The sequence below is a fragment of the Paraburkholderia bengalensis genome, from assembly GCF_037126505.1.
Taxonomy (GTDB): Bacteria; Pseudomonadota; Gammaproteobacteria; order Burkholderiales; family Burkholderiaceae; genus Paraburkholderia; species Paraburkholderia bengalensis.
The window spans coordinates 1-15,699 of the sequence record NZ_JACFYJ010000037.1 but is presented as its reverse complement, the minus strand read 5'-3'; the positions used below and the strand labels follow the sequence as shown (position 1 = coordinate 15,699).

The window sequence follows — 15,699 nt, the reverse complement described above, 5'->3', positions numbered from 1 at the left end:
AAAGCGCACGTGATTGCGGCGAAAAAAATATCGGCAATCGTACCCGGCTCGCCTGATCGCCTATCTCTAAAGAACGCGGGCCGCGCGCAATCGGATGTTTGAAGTCATCACTCCAGGCGCGGCTGCTAGAGTCGGACGATCGGCGGCGACATCGCGCCGTCCGCGACCAGGACGATTTCGACGAGGAAACGTCATCTATGAGAACGCTCACCGATCAGCTCGCGCAATATGCGGCCTATCATCGCGACCGGCGCAACATCGCGACGCACTTCATCGGGATTCCGATGATCGTGCTCGCCATCGCCGTGCTGCTGAGCCGCCCTGCCTGGACGCTCGCGCGGCTGCCGTTTGCGTTGCCGTTCACGCTATCCCTCGCGTGGCTGCTGTTCGGCCCGAGCGTGGTCTACTACTTCGCGCTCGACGTCGCGCTCGGCCTGATGATGACCGTCGTGTCGGCGCTGTGCATCGCGTGCGGCGCGTGGCTCGCCGGGCAGTCCACTTTCGTGTGGCTCGCATCGGGCATCGGATTGTTCGTGATCGGCTGGGTGTTTCAGTTCGTCGGACACGCTGCTTACGAGCATCGCAAGCCCGCCTTCGTCGACGATGTGATCGGCCTGCTGGTCGGGCCGCTGTTCGTGCTAGCGGAAGCGCTGTTCGCGTTCGGCTGGCGCCCCGCGTTGCGCGAGGCGATCGAGGCAAAGGCCGGCCCGACTCACGACCGCGCCGCGCCTGCCGCGACGCATCGCCGGTCGTGAGGCGGTCGCGCAGCGCCGCTCGTGTCGTCCTCACCGCCCTCACCGCCCATGCCGCCCATGCCGCTCACGTCGCCTGGTCCGCTCTTGCCGCCCGTCAGCGCGGCGCGAGTAGCCGCACGCCGTGCAGCGCAGTCAGCCCGACCGCGACCCAGATAGGCACGTAAGTGCCCAACTGCTGCGCCGTCAACGTTTCGCCGAGCAGCGTGACGGATACGATCACCAGCAGCACGGGCTCGACGTAGCCGAGAATGCCGAACAGCGCCATCGGCAGCAAACGGCTGGCCTTCAGGTACGACGCGAGCGCCACCGTGCTCAACGCGCCGAGCCCCGGCAGCAACAGCAGCCATAATTCAACGCGGCCCGACAGCAGCGCGAGCGAGCCCCCGGTCACCGCCATCGCCAGCGCGAACGGCAACAGCAGCGACATCTCCAGCGCGAACGCCGTCAGCGAATCGGCGTTGATCTTGCGACGCAGCACGAAATACGGCGGATAGCCAAGCGCGACGAGCAACGTCGGCCATGAGAACGCCCGCGTCACCCATAGTTCGTGCAGCACGCCGAGCGCCGCGCACGCGACCGCGAGCCACTGCAGCGGCTCGAGCCGCTCGTGATAGTAGAAGCGCCCGAGCAGCACCATCGTCAGCGGCAGCAGGAAATAGCCCAGCGACACCTCCAGCATTCGCCCGTGCAGCGGCGCCCACAGGAACACCCACAACTGCAAGCCCAGCAGCGCCGCGCTGACGACGAGCAGCAGCGCCGTGCGCGGCTCGCTGACGGCGCGCTGCAACAGCGCCGTGAGCTGCGGCAGGCGCGAGCGCATCGCGAGCAATGTGAAAGCGCCCGGCACGGTCCAGATCACGCGCCACGCGAAGATGTCGAGTCCTGTCAACGGCGCGAGCAGCTTCGCGTAGACGGAGAGCAGCGCGAACAGCGCCGATGCGCTCACGGACAGCGCGATGCCGCGTCCCGGCTGGTAGGCATTCATCGGTCGATCCGCTGCGGGAAGCCGTTTGCTCTATTTCTCTTGCGATGTTGCGTGCGGCCAGACGTGCTGCCGCGAGCTGATTCGTCCATTCTCGGGTTTTGTTTTAACTACGGTGTTAGTTGCGCGACGCCGGCGCTGACGGGCGCGCCGCATCGCGACGACGTGAAGCGCGCATTCTAGACGGGTTGCGAAGCCGCATCGTGTTTTTCGCCGGGCAGTTCCCGTGCACGTTTGCGTGCAATGCACTATAAAAACAAACTCCACTTCCCGCCGCGCGATGCGGGCGAATCATCGGCGGAAACGCGTGCGCAGTTTTTGCTTCGCTGTTCCGTCCAGGCCGCCCGCCGCGGCTTTCAGTCTGCTTCGACGCGCCCCGAGGCACGAACGCAGACACGCGCCCGTCATCGAACGCGCTCACGCTGATTGGCCTGAACGCATGCCGGTCCATTCACCTCCAACGCTTTCGCTGTTCCGCAGTCCTCCACTGGAACGAGACAACACGGAGCCAACATGACTCAGCCAGCCGTATCGCATCATCTGACGCACGACGTATCGCCGGAATTCGCCGCCGCTGTTCGCGCTGGCCTCAGCAAAGCGCCGCAGAAGGAGTTGCCGTCGAAATATCTCTACGATGAAGTGGGCTCGGCGCTGTTCGAGGTGATCACCGCGCTGCCCGAATACGGCGTCACGCGCGCCGAAGAACGCCTGCTCGCGAACCACGCGAACGATATCGTCGCGCATCTGCCGCACGATGCGATCGTCGCGGAGCTGGGCAGCGGCAGCGGCCGCAAGACGCGCCGTATCCTCGAAGCGCTCTGTAAAAAGCGCCCCACGACTTACAGCCCGATTGAAATTTCGCGCACCGCTTTGCAATTGTGTCGCCGCGAGCTCGGCGATATCGAACGGATTTCGATCGTCGGTTACGAGCGAGACTACCTTGCGGGGCTCGCCGAAGTGAGCAAGCGGCGCGCGAAAGACGAACCCCTGCTGGTGCTGTTTCTCGGCAGCACCATCGGCAATTTCGGGCGGCTCGCGGCCACGCGCTTTCTGCGCGAGATCCGCAACATGCTCGCGCCCGGCGACGCGCTGCTGCTCGGCACCGACCTCGAAAAGCCCGTGCCCGTGCTGATCGCCGCATACGACGACCCGATCGGCGTGACGGCGGCGTTCAATCTGAATCTGCTTGCGCGGATCAACCGCGAGCTGGATGGCGATTTCCCCCTCGACGCGTTCGAGCACGTCGCGCGCTTCAACGCGGATGTGCGCAGCATCGAGATGCATCTGCGCGCGAAGCGTCGCGTGAGTGCGCAGGTGCGCGCGGCGAAGCTGACGGTCGAACTGCAGGAAGGCGAGACGATCTGGACGGAAAGCAGCCACAAGTATCGTGCGGAAGAATTGCACGCGATCGCCGATGACGCGGGCTTCGCGTGCAGTCATCAATGGATCGAACACGACTGGGGCTTTGCGGAAAGCTTGCTGGTGGCGCGCTGAGGGCTAGTTGTCACGCGTTCGTATGACGTGACGGCTGCGACGCGCGGGCTCGCGGTTCGCTCCCGCGCGCGTTGCTTCAGTGCTGCTCGAAGCGCTCGTAGCGTTTGTCGGTGGCGCGTTCTTCGCCCGCGACTTCCGTCACGCGCGCGGCCGGCGGCCCGTGACGCAGCCACGACAGCATCCGGTCGACCTGGTTCGCCGGGCCTTGCAGCATCGCCTCGACAGAACCGTCGTCCAGATTCGCCACCCATCCCCGGATACCCAGCGCATGCGCCTGGCGCACCGTCGCGTGACGGAAGCCCACGCCCTGCACCACGCCGCGCACCCGCACGTAATACGTTTCGATCCGCGAATCGAGATCCGTGCCGGTCATGCTCTCACCTCCTTGTACGTTTGCCTTGCCGCACTGACGTTCCTGCATGGACGTTGCCGCAGCGACATCAGGTTTACGCGGGCATTCTAGTCGCGCCTCGCGGGCTTTGCTTGCGTCCGGCCAGGCAGGCTTGCCCGCCGCAAGCGCCACGCCAAACACGCAGCACGTACAATCCGACCTCTGCAAACCTCAACCATGCGCCCGTCAGGCGGCACTTCACGCAGCTTTCAGGAAAACGGCAAGCAATGACCGATCAGACTCGCGATCTCGTACTCGTCACCGGTGCCTCCGGTTTCGTCGGCTCGGCCGTCGCGCGCATCGCGCAGCAAAAGGGTTTCGCGGTGCGCGTGCTCGTGCGGCCGACCAGCCCGCGCCGCAACGTCGAATCGCTCGACGCGGAAATCGCCGTCGGCGACATGCGCGACGAAGTCGTGCGCGCGCTGCAGCGCGCGCGATATCTGCTGCACGTCGCGGCGGACTACCGGTTGTGGGCGCCCGACCCGCTCGAAATCGAGCGCTCGAACCTGGAAGGCACGGAAGCGACGATGCGCGCCGCGCTGAAGGAAGGCGTCGAACGCATCGTCTACACGAGCAGCGTCGCGACGCTGAAGGTGACGGGCTCGGGCCAGTCGGTCGACGAAACCTCGCCGATGACGCCGCAGCAGGCGATCGGCGTCTACAAGCGCAGCAAGGTGCTCGCCGAACGCGCCGTCGAACGCATGATCGCGAACGACGGCCTGCCCGCCGTGATCGTGAATCCGTCGACGCCCATCGGTCCGCGCGACGTGAAGCCGACGCCGACGGGCCGCATCATCGTCGAGGCGGCGCTGGGCAAGATTCCCGCGTTCGTCGACACGGGCCTGAACCTCGTGCACGTCAACGATGTCGCGATGGGTCATTTCCTCGCGCTCGAACGCGGCAAGATCGGCGAGCGCTACATTCTGGGCGGCGAGAATCTGCCGCTGCAGCAGATGCTCGCGGATATCGCCGGCATGGTCGGGCGCAAGGCGCCGACCATCGCGTTGCCGCGCTGGCCGCTGTATCCCCTCGCAATGGGCGCGGAAGCCGTCGCGAAGTTCACGAAGCGCGAGCCGTTCGTGACCGTGGACGGTCTGAAGATGTCGAAGAACAAGATGTATTTCACGTCGGCGAAGGCGGAGCGCGAACTCGGCTATCACGCGCGGCCGTATCGGGAAGGCTTGCGCGACGCGCTCGACTGGTTTCGCGACGCGGGTTATCTGAAGGCGTGATTTTTCGTTCCGTTCCTGCGCGGCTCGCATACGGTTTGTTACAACTCGGCGTCGCCTCTCAGGCTAAGGTCGGCGCGCAGAAGGTAAAATCGCGGGTCTTACCAGAGAACTACGCATGAATCTTCAGGAACAGCTTGGCGAGCTCGAGTCGGGCGTCGATCAGCTCATTCAGGCCGCGACGGCAACGCATCGCGCCGACACGGCGAACGCTCGGCCCGCGCAAGACGAAGCAGCGGCTGACGTGCCGGTTGTCGAGGCGTCGGCGGACGCGCCCGTCGACATGGCCGCTGCGCCCGCTGCAGATCAGAAGCCCACGCTGCACATCGAGCGCCCGAGCCATAACGAAATCACGATGACCATCGGCGGCCAGTCCGTCACGCTGCATCCGCTGCAGGTCGGTCAACTGGTCGAGGAACTGTCGAACGCGCGCGCGTCGATGGAGCCCGAAGTCCCGCCGAATCTGCCTGCCGGCTGGCGTTTCGTGTCGACGAAGAATCCGATGATGGCCGTGCAGAAGCAGTCCAACGGCGACCGCCTGCTCGTCATGCGTCATACGGGGCACGGCTGGGTGCCGTTCCAGTTCTCGCCGGACATGGTCATCCAGATGTACATGATGCTCACGCAGAAGTGATGCGCGGCGGCTCGTCGAGCCGACCGCAGTGCGCCGCTCAATGCACCCCTCAATACGCCGCTCAGTTCGACGACGACAGCGGCAATAGCGAGTTCAGCAATTTTGCCGCGCGCTGCGTGACCGTCGGACTGGACGCGGCGTCGGGCGCAGGGCTCACGTACACCACGGGCCCGATACACAGCGACGTATAGCGCGCGTCACACCCGCCGTCGCGCGACGGCAGCGGCTGATCGGCGACGGATGCCGCGCTGGCCTGGGCGTCGACCACTTCGGCAAACGTCTTCGCGCGGCCATTCACCTTTTCCGCGTACGCCTGCGACCCGCCGTAGCTCTTCAGCGCGGCATTCAGATCGCCGCCCGCCGACTTCATGTAGCCATACAGGATCGCCGAGCCGACTTCGATGTTGGTCTCAGGGTCGGTCAGATCCTTCACGTCTTTCAGCATGCGCCGGTGCGCGCCGGGCACGACCTGCATCAGGCCCGTCGCACCGTTGCCGCCCTTGGCCTTCTCCTTGAAGCGCGATTCGATCGAGATGATCGCGAGGATCAGCGCGGGCGGCAGCGCGTACTTGTCCGACGCGGCGCGCACCGCGTTTGAGATCTGCTCGGCCTTTTCTTTGGCGAGGCCGAACTTCTGGCGCAGATAGTCGGTGGTGCGGTCGTGGCTGGTCTGGTCGTCGGCGAATGCGCCTTGCATCGAGCCCAACATCACGGTGGATATCAGCGCGATCAGGCAGACGAGCCGCTTCATTGATTCGTCCCGGCAGGCGCCTGCACGCGCGCCTTCCATTGCCCGCCCTTGCCGCGCCAGTAGCGCACGGCCGAACCGAACGTCGCGCTGACGTAGAACAGCGCGACGAGGGGCAGGAACGGCGCCCAGAGCGGCGAGCGATGGTAGTAGCGCAGCATCGGCGCGTACGCGCAGCACATCGCGGCCCACGCGAGCCATGCGGGCCAGCCCTTCGGCCCGAGCACGACGGCGACGACGGGCGGCACGAGGTAGATGATCGTCATGCCGAGCAGCGTGCCCGCGAGCAGCCACGCCGAATAGCGCAACTGCGTGAACGCGGTGCGCGCGATCATGTTCCAGATTTCGCGCCAGCTGTCGTACGGGCGCAGCGACACGCTGCGCGCCGCCACGTCCAGCCGGATGGGGTGACGGCCTTCGCCGCGATGCTTGATGCGCGCGGCGAGACTGCAATCGTCGATCAGTTCGGCGCGGATCGATTCGATGCCACCCGCTTCTTCCAGCGCCGTGCGGCGCACCAGCATGCAGCCGCCCGCCGCGCCCGCCGTGCGGTTGCGGGGATTGTTGACCCATGCGAACGGATACAGCTTCGCGAAGAAGAACACGAAGGCGGGAATCAGCGCTTTTTCCCAGAACGAATCGCAGCGCAGACGCACCATCAGCGAGACGAGATCGCGCTGTTCGGCGTCGGCGCGCATGACGAGTTGCGTGAGGGCGTCGGCGGGATGGCCGATGTCGGCGTCCGTCAGCAGCAGGTATTCGGGCGTGAAACCCAATGAACGCGCCGCCTCGATGCCCTGCGACTGCGCCCACACCTTGCCGGACCAGCCCGTCGGCAGCGGCTTCGCGGTAATCACCGTCAGACGGTCCGGGCATTGCAGCGCGAGCGCGGCCGCGCGGGCGGCGTCGGCGGTGCCGTCGCTGCTGTGGTCGTCGACGACGATCACATGAAATTCGCCCGGATAGTCCTGCGTGAGCAGCGACGTGACGGCCTGCGCAATCACGTCCGCCTCGTTGCGCGCGGGCACGACGGCGACGACGCCGGGCCACGCGTCGCGCGTTTGCGGCGCGAGCGGCGCGGCAGGCTGTGCGCGCCAGAAGCCGCCGCGCGCGAGCAGCAGCACACACCAGATCAACAGCGACAGACACGCCAACAGAAACAGAACCGCCGCCATCATGCATTGCCCTCTATGAATGCCGCGCCGCCGGCCTGCATGGCGGCGCGGCGACGGGCGCGGCGCGCCTGCAAACGGGCGCGGCGCCAGTCGTGGAAATCGAGTACGTCCCAGCCGCCGATTATGTGATAGGCCGCCGTCCCGAACCGTTCAAGAATGCGTCGTCCGCGGTAGACGCCGCAGAAAATTCACAAGCTGTGCGCCGGAAAGCGCAAGCCATGCGTCGGCGCAACAAAGCCCGATAGTTTAAGGGTTCCCGCCAGCCGGCGCAGCGAGTCATTTTTGCCGCAGACCACGGCGCGCAAACGCCACACTCCGCGGCTCCTGAAAAGCAAACGGAAGCCGATAGCGTTAGAATGCGCGTTTGGTCTCGAGTATCGACTTTCGTCGGATTTAAGACATCAACTAAATATACAGACGCGGCGAACAGGTCGTTTTTACCGATCTGCCCGGAACCCCGCGTCAGTCGGAGTTCGCCAGCCTATGCGAGTCATCCTTGCTCAACCCCGCGGCTTTTGTGCGGGGGTTGTAAGGGCGATCGAAATTGTCGATCGCGCTTTGCAGCAACATGGCGCACCAGTTTATGTGCGTCACGAAATCGTCCACAACAGGCACGTGGTCGATAATCTTCGCCGTAAAGGCGCGCGCTTCGTCGAGGAACTCGATGAAGTGCCGCAGGGCGCAGTTGCCATTTTCAGTGCCCACGGTGTTGCGCAAAGCGTCGAACGCGACGCGGAGCAGCGCGGCCTCGACGTGCTCGACGCCACCTGCCCGCTGGTGACGAAAGTTCATGTGCAAGGCCGCCAGTATGTGGCGGGCGGGCGCACGCTGATCCTGATCGGACACGCGGGCCATCCCGAAGTCGAAGGCACGATCGGTCAGATTCCGGGCACCGTGCTGCTCGTGCAAAGCGAAGCGGAAGTCGCGCGGCTGGAACTGCCCATCGACACGCCGCTTGCCTACGTCACGCAGACCACGCTGTCGGTGGACGATACGCGCGGCATCATCGACGCGCTGAAGCGCCGCTTTCCCGACATCGTCGGACCGGACACGCGCGACATCTGCTACGCGACGCAAAACCGCCAGGCAGCCGTGCGCGAACTCAGTTCGCAAGTCGACGTGCTGCTGGTAGTGGGCGCAACGAACAGCTCGAACTCGAACCGCCTGCGCGAAATCGGCAGCGAATCGGGGGTGCCGAGCTACCTCGTCGCCGATGGCTCCGAAGTCAGGCCGGAATGGTTCGCCAACGTGAAAACGGTCGGCATCACGGCAGGCGCATCGGCACCGGAAGAAATGGTCGAGAACGTGATCGATGCGCTTCGCGCACTGGGCCCCGTCGACGTAACCACGATGGCGGGACGTGAAGAAAAGGTTGAATTCAAGTTGCCGTCGAAGCTGACGCAACCACTCGCTGCACGCGAAGTTTAAGGAGGACGATTTGTCTATTCCGATGCTACAAAAAGTCCGGGTTGGCGCATACATCATGAGCCAGCACCTCAAGGGCAACAAACGCTACCCGCTCGCGCTGATGCTCGAGCCGCTGTTCCGCTGCAACCTCGCATGTAACGGTTGCGGCAAGATCGACTATCCCGATCCCATCCTGAACCAGCGTCTGTCGCTGGCCGAATGCCTGGAAGCCGTCGACGAGTGCAACGCACCCGTGGTCTCGATCGCGGGCGGCGAGCCGCTGCTGCACAAGGAAATGCCCGAGATCGTCAAGGGCATCATGGCGCGCAAGAAGTTCGTGTACCTGTGCACGAACGCGCTGCTGATGGAAAAGAAGATGGACGATTACGAGCCGAACCCGTACTTCGTCTGGTCGGTGCACCTCGACGGCGACCGCGAAGCGCACGATCACTCGGTCTCGCAGGAAGGCGTGTACGACAAGGCCGTCGCGGCCATCAAGGAAGCCAAGCGCCGCGGCTTCCGCGTGAACATCAACTGCACGCTGTTCAACGACGCCGTGCCCGAGCGCGTGGCGAAGTTCTTCGACACCGTCGGCGAGATGGGCGTGGACGGCATCACGGTGTCGCCGGGCTATGCGTATGAACGTGCCCCGGACCAACAGCACTTCCTGAACCGCGACAAGACCAAGACCCTGTTCCGCGAAATCTTCAAGCGCGGCAACAACGGCAAGAAGTGGTCGTTCAGCCAGTCGAGCCTGTTCCTCGACTTCCTGGCCGGCAACCAGAGCTACGAATGCACGCCGTGGGGCAACCCGGCGCGCACGGTGTTCGGCTGGCAAAAGCCGTGCTATCTGGTCGGCGAAGGTTACGTCAAGACCTTCAAGGAACTGATGGAAACCACCGACTGGGACAAGTACGGCACGGGCAAATATGAGAAGTGCGCGGACTGCATGGTCCACTGCGGCTTCGAGGCGACAGCCGTGATGGACACGGTCGCGCATCCGCTGAAGGCGCTGAAGGTCAGCCTGAGCGGCGCGAAGACGACGGGGGCGTTCGTCAAGGACATCCCGCTCGACAAGCAGCGTCCCGCGGAGTACGTGTTCTCGCGCCACGTCGAGATCAAGCTCGAAGAGATCAAGGTCAAGGGCACGGGGAAGAAGGTGCAGACGTCGGCGGCGGCGTTGAACTGACCGTTGGACTGACGTTCGTCCGCTTCGGATAAAAAAGAGCGCAATGGGTCAAACCGTTGCGCTCTTTCTGTTTGTGCCGTGACTTTTGTGTGGCCGGGTTTGCGCGGCCTTGCACTTGCCGCGCAAAGATGCGCGGCAAGTGCAAGGTTTGTCGCGTCAGCCCGCGCTGCGCGCGTTGTGTTCGGTGAGGAACTTGATCAGGCCGTCGACGCCGCCCTTGTTCAGCTGATCCTGAAACTGCGTCTGATACACCTGGATCAGCCACGCGCCCATCATGTTGATGTCGTAAATCTTCCAGCCGTTCGCCGTTTTTTCCAGCCGATAGTCGATGGAGTCGTCGCCGCCGTTGCTCAGCACATGCGACTGGACGACGGTATCTTTCGCATCGGCGGCTGCATTCGACGGCGCGAAGCGGAACTTCACGTCCTGATCGCGCAGTTGCGACAGCGAGGCGGCATAGGTGCCGACAAGCAACTTCGTGAATTGCTCATACAGTTGTTTCTGCTGCTCCGGCGTAGCCGTGGCCCACGCCTTGCCCACGGCGATACGCGTGGTGCGCTGGAAATTCGTGGCGGGCACGAAATGCGTTTCGACCACCTGGGTGATCTTCTTCATGTCGCCGCCGCGAGCCTGCGGGTCGGCCTTCATCGCGTTGACCGTGCCCTCGACCGCGCTCTTCACGATCGCGTCAGGCGCGCTTTGTGCGAAAGCCGCGGTGGAAACCACGGCGGCTGCCAGAAAAGCAGAGAGATAACGTTTCATACGCTCGTCGGGACAGTTAGGAGTGAACGCGCGCGGACAGGCGGCATCCCGCGCGATTGGGGCCAGTATACCGACTTAAGACTTTGACGGGCTGCACAGGGTTCACTTACGCGACCGTGCGGCGTCGTCGGTATACTTGTGCCCTCAACCCATAATGCCAATCATGACAAGGGCCCGCTCGCGTACATGCTGAAGTCCTCAATCGTCCGCCTCGTCGTCTGGTCGGTGCGCCGCCCGTTGCACGTCATCGTGCTGTCGCTCGTGCTTGCCGTGCTAAGCGCCATCTATGTCGTTCATCACTTCAAGATCAACACCGACATCAGCCGTCTCGTCGAGAACGATGCGAAATGGACCGCACTGGGCGAGCAGATCGACAAGGCCTTTCCCGATCGCGGGCAGACGCTGCTGGTGGTCGTCGAGGCGGGGGCGCCCGAATACGCGGATGCCGCCGCGAACATGCTGGCCGCCGAGTTGCAGAAGAACACCACGGAGTTCAGCTCCGTCACGCAACCGGGCAGCGGCCCGTTCTTCGAAAAGAACGGCTTGCTGTTTCCGTCCGTCGCCGAGGTGCAATCGACGACTTCGCAACTGGTCAAGGCGCGGCCTCTCATCAATTCGCTCGCTCATGATCCGAGCCTGACGGGACTCGCGGGCACGCTCAATACGACGCTGCTGCTGCCGCTGCAGATCGGCCAGGTGAAGCTCGCCGACATGAGCAACCTGCTCTCGCGCAGTGCGACCGTGCTCGATCACGTGCTCGCCAACGAACCCGCCGTGTTCTCGTGGCGCGCGCTCGTCGACAAGGATGCCGCCAAAGTGCCCGCGCGCGCATTCATCGTCGTGCAGCCGAAGCTGAACTACGCGGCGCTGCAGGCCGGCGCGGGCGCATCGGAGGAAATCCGCAAGACGGCGGCGGCGCTCGACCTGGATTCGCTCTACGGCGCGCGCATCCGCCTGACGGGCGAACAGCCGCTCGCCGACGACGAGTTCGCGTCCGTGCAGGACGGTGCGGAGCTCAACGGCATCATCACGTTCTTTGTCGTGCTGGGCATCCTGTGGCTCGCGCTGCGTTCGGGACGTCTGATCTTCGCCGTGTTCGTCACGCTGTTCGTCGGCCTCGTGATCACGGCCGCGCTCGGCCTGATGCTGGTCGATGCGCTGAACATGATTTCCGTCGCGTTCATGGTCCTGTTCGTCGGGCTCGGCGTCGACTTCGGCGTGCAGTTCGGCGTCAAGTACCGCGAAGAGCGCAATCGCGACGACCGGCTCGCAGCCGCACTGATCCACACCGCGTACAGCATCGGCGTGCCGTTGACGCTCGCCGCCGTCGCCGTCGCCGAGAGCTTCTTCTCGTTTCTGCCGACCGCCTATCGCGGCGTGTCGGAGCTGGGCAAGATCGCGGGCGTCGGCATGTTCGTCGCGTATCTGACCAACATGACGCTGCTGCCCGCCCTCATCAAGATTCTCAATCCGCCGGGCGAGGCGGAGTCGCCAGGCTTCACGATCCTCGCCCCCGTCGACGACTTTCTCGATCGCAACCGCACGCCCGTGCTGATCGCGACGGCCGTGCTGATCATCGGCGCGTCGCCGCTGCTGCTGCATCTGCGCTTCGACTTCAATCCGCTGCATCTGAAGGACCCGAATACGGAGTCGATGGCGACGCTGATCTCGCTGAACGACGCGCCCGAAGCAGCCGTCAACAACGTGCGCGTGCTGGCGCCCACGCTGGCCGATGCGGACCGGATCGCCGCGCGTCTCGCAAAGCTGCCGGAAGTGGGCCGCACGACGACCCTGTCCACCTACATTCCGCCCGACCAGCCGCAAAAGCTCGCGCTGATTTCAGCCGCTGCCGAACAGCTGCTGCCCGCGCTCACGCAAACACCCGCGCCGCCCGCCACCGACGCCGTGCGCGTCGCGGCGCTCAAGCGCACCGCGAATTCGCTGTCGCTCGCGGCCGAAGATCATCCCGGACCGGGCGCCGCCGAAGCGAAACATCTGTCCGACACGCTGACCAAGCTCGCCGCCGCGGACGTCTCGACGCGCGACCGCGCCGAGCGCGCGATGTCGGTGCCGCTGAAGATTTCGCTGAAGCAGCTGGCCACACTGCTGCAGCCGTCGGAGATCACGCGTCAGAACGTGCCGCAAGACATCGCCGACGGCTGGGTATCCAAAACAACGGGCCAGGCGCTGGTCGAAATTTCGCCGAAGGTACCGCCCGGCACCGATCCCGGCGACGACGTGATGCTGCGCAACTTCGCCAAGTCGGTGAAGGCGGCGGAACCGGGCGCGATCGGCGGGCCGATCTCGATCCTGCATTCGGCCAACGTGATCATCAAGTCGTTCGTCCAGGCGGGCGCGTGGGCCATCCTGTCGATCAGCGCGCTGCTCTGGCTCACGCTGCGCCGCTTCGGCGATGTGCTGCGCACGCTCGTGCCGCTGCTGGTGTCGGCGATCGTCACGCTGGAGTTGTGTGTGGTCTTCAACATGCCACTTAATTTCGCGAATATCATCGCGTTGCCGTTGATGCTGGGCGTCGGCGTGGCGTTCAAGATCTACTTCGTGATGGCGTGGCGGCGGGGACAGACGGGTCTGCTGCAATCCAGTCTCACGCACGCCGTGCTGTTCAGCGCCGCCACCACGGCAACGGCTTTCGGCAGCCTGTGGCTGTCGCACCACCCCGGAACGTCGAGCATGGGGCGCCTGCTGGCGCTGTCCCTTGTCTGCACGTTGATTGGCGCTGTGGTATTCCAGCCGGTATTGATGGGCAAACCGCGCGCTCGCCGCGCATCGAAGAAACAATAAGGAACACCGCATGAAGATGCGTACAGCCGCGCTGGCACTGGCCGCCGCGAGTCTTGCAACGGGGTGTGCGACGGGCCCGGACCGGAAGCCCGGCGACCCGCTCGAGCCAATGAACCGCGCCATTTTCAGCTTCAACGACGCGCTCGACCGCACGGTCGCCGTGCCGATCGCGAAGGGTTACCAGAAGGTGACGCCGCAGCCGCTGCGCCAGGCCATCAGCAACTTCTTCTCGAACCTGGGCGATCTCGACAACTTCGCGAACAGCCTGCTGCAGTTGCACATCAAGGACGCAACGGAAAGCCTGATGCGTTTCGCAATGAACTCGACGTTCGGCCTTGGCGGCCTGCTCGACTTTGCGACGCCCGCCGGCCTGCCCAAGCACAAGCAGGACTTCGGCCTGACGCTTGGCCGCTGGGGCGTGCCGTCCGGTCCGTATCTGGTGCTGCCGCTGTTCGGCCCGAGCTCGTTCCGCGACGGTCTCGGCTATCTGGTCGACTTCCGCGCCAATCCGATCTCGTATATGAGCGCGGAGTACAAGTACCCGCTGTTCTTCGTGCAGTTCGTCAGCGTGCGTTCCGACCTGCTCGGCGCGACGACGCTGCTGGAACAGGCCGCCCTCGACAAATACTCGTTCGTGCGCGACGCCTACACGCAGCAGCGCCGGTCGTTGCTGCGCGGCGCCAATGCTCCCGCGTCCGCGTTGCCTGATTACGGCGACGACGAAGATTCAGGCGCGCAAGCGCCCGGCGGCGCATCGGGCACGGCGCCCGCCACGGTTCCGGGCGCAGCGCCCCTCAGCCTGCCGAACTACAGCGACCCGGGCCAGGCCGCACCGGCGGAAGGCGCATCGGGCGCGGGCGGCGCGAAGCGTCCTCCCGCCGACGACAACAGCGTCCCTCACTACGATGATCCGGGCGAAGGCGCGGCGCCGTCGCCTGCGTCGGGGGCCGCGCCCACAACCGACAAACCGGCGCCCGCCACACCGGCACCGTCGTCGGACAAACCGGCCTCGCAGTAAGCCTTCTACGTCGGCGCAAAAACGAAAAGCCCCGGCGGATCGATCATCCGATCCGCCGGGGCTTTGGTTTTTGCAGCGCGCTTGTGGTCAGTCGCCGCCAGTGCCGGTCAGTGGGCCGCGTCCGCGCTCTGGTCCACGTCTTCCGTATCGTCGGAAGCCAGCAGCGCCGGATGCTGCTGCATCGCGCGGAGCTGCTCGCTGTAGCGCTCGAACGCTTCGTCCGAGTAACGGATTTTCGTGCGGCCGTGGGGCGCCGGGTTGCCGTTTTCGTCCAGATTCACGAACACCATTTTTTCGACAGTCAGGATGCTCTTGCGCGTGATCTTGTTGCGCACTTCGCAGCGCAGCGTGAGGGACGTTGTGCCGAAGTGCGTCGCCGTCATGCCCAGTTCGATAATGTCGCCCTGACGCGCCGAACTGACGAAATTGATCTCCGACATGAACTTGGTCACGACGCGCTGATTGTCGAGCTGGCAGATGGCGTAAATCGCGGCCTCTTCATCGATCCAGCGCAGCAGACTGCCGCCGAACAACGTGCCGTTCGGATTCAGGTCTTCGGGCTTGACCCATTTGCGTGTGTGGAAATTCATTGCGGTCCCTCTTCGGAAATAGCGTGGACGCGCTCGTGACGCGACCTAGGGTTAACACCTGACACTATATCAGAGATAAGGGTTTTCCCTAGGTTAGCAAGCCCAACATACTATTCGTTTTGCGCGCCAACTGCCTGGATGCGTCAGAGCGCCCGCAGCGCCCCCGCGCGTTCCAGCGCCTCGCGGCCAGCGACGAGGGAAGCGCGCGCCGCGCGGGCATCGGCGGCAACCTGAAGCAGGCCGCCCAGTTGCGACGGCTGGCGCGCGAGTTCGCGCAGGATCGGGACGATGGCCGTCGTGCCGTCGTCGCGCAGGCCCGCCGTCGCGGCGGACGGCAGCGTGCGCCACGCGGGATCGACGATCGCGCGGCAGACGGCGAACGGCAAGCCGTTCGCCTCGGCGATCGCGGCGGCGAGGTGAGATTCCATGTCGACGGCGAGCGCACCGGTCGATGCGTGCAGCGCCGCCTTGTCGGCCGCGCCCACGAGCGGCGCGCCGACGCCCGCCATCGGGCCGCGCCGCA

The 15,699-nt window shown here is 64.8% G+C and carries 15 protein-coding genes; 8 read left to right on the top strand and 7 right to left on the bottom strand.

Annotated elements, in window-relative coordinates:
- Window positions 1–197: 197 nt before the first annotated feature.
- Window positions 198–755 carry an Mpo1 family 2-hydroxy fatty acid dioxygenase gene (locus tag H3V53_RS21540; protein WP_336599681.1) on the top strand — a complete coding sequence of 186 codons (558 nt, stop codon included), beginning with the start codon at window positions 198–200 and terminating at the stop codon, window positions 753–755.
- A gap of 94 nt (window positions 756–849) precedes the next feature.
- Here H3V53_RS21540 and rarD read toward each other — a convergent pair whose 3' ends face one another.
- Window positions 850–1,740 (bottom strand): EamA family transporter RarD, encoded by an 891-nt coding sequence (gene rarD / locus H3V53_RS21535; protein ID WP_336599680.1) that lies wholly within the window; start codon window positions 1,738–1,740, stop codon window positions 850–852.
- Window positions 1,741–2,250: 510 nt separating this feature from the next.
- On the opposite strand from rarD, the gene egtD reads away from it, so the two are divergent.
- Entirely contained in the window at window positions 2,251–3,231 is a 981-nt protein-coding gene (egtD, locus tag H3V53_RS21530; protein WP_336599679.1) for an L-histidine N(alpha)-methyltransferase, read from the top strand.
- A gap of 76 nt (window positions 3,232–3,307) precedes the next feature.
- Here the strand turns inward: egtD and H3V53_RS21525 are convergent, their stop codons facing one another.
- Complete coding sequence (locus H3V53_RS21525; protein ID WP_336599678.1) at window positions 3,308–3,604, bottom strand: acylphosphatase; 297 nt, start codon at window positions 3,602–3,604, stop codon at window positions 3,308–3,310.
- Window positions 3,605–3,849: 245 nt separating this feature from the next.
- On the opposite strand from H3V53_RS21525, the gene hpnA reads away from it, so the two are divergent.
- Entirely contained in the window at window positions 3,850–4,854 is a 1,005-nt protein-coding gene (gene hpnA / locus H3V53_RS21520; RefSeq protein ID WP_336599677.1) for a hopanoid-associated sugar epimerase, read from the top strand.
- Between the two features lie 115 nt (window positions 4,855–4,969).
- On the top strand, window positions 4,970–5,485 hold the full coding sequence (locus tag H3V53_RS21515; RefSeq protein ID WP_336599676.1) for a hypothetical protein: 516 nt from the start codon (window positions 4,970–4,972) through the stop codon (window positions 5,483–5,485).
- Between the two features lie 61 nt (window positions 5,486–5,546).
- Here H3V53_RS21515 and H3V53_RS21510 read toward each other — a convergent pair whose 3' ends face one another.
- Both H3V53_RS21510 and H3V53_RS21505 read right to left on the bottom strand, forming a co-directional pair.
- Window positions 5,547–6,236 (bottom strand): transglycosylase SLT domain-containing protein, encoded by a 690-nt coding sequence (locus tag H3V53_RS21510; RefSeq protein ID WP_054923893.1) that lies wholly within the window; start codon window positions 6,234–6,236, stop codon window positions 5,547–5,549.
- The gene (locus H3V53_RS21505; protein WP_336599675.1) at window positions 6,233–7,411 is read right to left on the bottom strand and encodes a glycosyltransferase; all 1,179 of its coding nucleotides are present in this window, start codon (window positions 7,409–7,411) and stop codon (window positions 6,233–6,235) included. Before H3V53_RS21505 ends, H3V53_RS21510 begins: the two co-directional genes overlap by 4 nt.
- A 480-nt stretch (window positions 7,412–7,891) precedes the next feature.
- Between H3V53_RS21505 and ispH the strand changes: the two genes are divergently transcribed.
- On the top strand, window positions 7,892–8,836 hold the full coding sequence (ispH, locus tag H3V53_RS21500; RefSeq protein ID WP_054923841.1) for a 4-hydroxy-3-methylbut-2-enyl diphosphate reductase: 945 nt from the start codon (window positions 7,892–7,894) through the stop codon (window positions 8,834–8,836).
- 10 nt (window positions 8,837–8,846) lie between these two features.
- Window positions 8,847–10,004: an adenosyl-hopene transferase HpnH gene (gene hpnH / locus H3V53_RS21495; protein WP_054923840.1), complete on the top strand. Its 1,158-nt coding sequence runs from the start codon at window positions 8,847–8,849 to the stop codon at window positions 10,002–10,004.
- 156 nt (window positions 10,005–10,160) lie between these two features.
- Here the strand turns inward: hpnH and H3V53_RS21490 are convergent, their stop codons facing one another.
- Entirely contained in the window at window positions 10,161–10,766 is a 606-nt protein-coding gene (locus tag H3V53_RS21490; protein ID WP_054923839.1) for an ABC transporter substrate-binding protein, read from the bottom strand.
- A 186-nt stretch (window positions 10,767–10,952) separates the two neighbouring features.
- Between H3V53_RS21490 and hpnN the strand changes: the two genes are divergently transcribed.
- Together hpnN and H3V53_RS21480 are read left to right on the top strand one after the other, a co-directional pair.
- The gene (hpnN, locus tag H3V53_RS21485) at window positions 10,953–13,568 is read left to right on the top strand and encodes a hopanoid transporter HpnN (protein WP_336599674.1); all 2,616 of its coding nucleotides are present in this window, start codon (window positions 10,953–10,955) and stop codon (window positions 13,566–13,568) included.
- Between the two features lie 10 nt (window positions 13,569–13,578).
- The gene (locus H3V53_RS21480; RefSeq protein ID WP_336599673.1) at window positions 13,579–14,586 is read left to right on the top strand and encodes an MlaA family lipoprotein; all 1,008 of its coding nucleotides are present in this window, start codon (window positions 13,579–13,581) and stop codon (window positions 14,584–14,586) included.
- 107 nt (window positions 14,587–14,693) lie between these two features.
- Here H3V53_RS21480 and H3V53_RS21475 read toward each other — a convergent pair whose 3' ends face one another.
- The gene (locus tag H3V53_RS21475) at window positions 14,694–15,176 is read right to left on the bottom strand and encodes an acyl-CoA thioesterase (protein ID WP_336599672.1); all 483 of its coding nucleotides are present in this window, start codon (window positions 15,174–15,176) and stop codon (window positions 14,694–14,696) included.
- A 143-nt stretch (window positions 15,177–15,319) separates the two neighbouring features.
- The coding region (locus tag H3V53_RS21470) for a phosphorylase family protein (protein WP_473766661.1) at window positions 15,320–15,699 on the bottom strand (380 nt) is incomplete at its 5' end.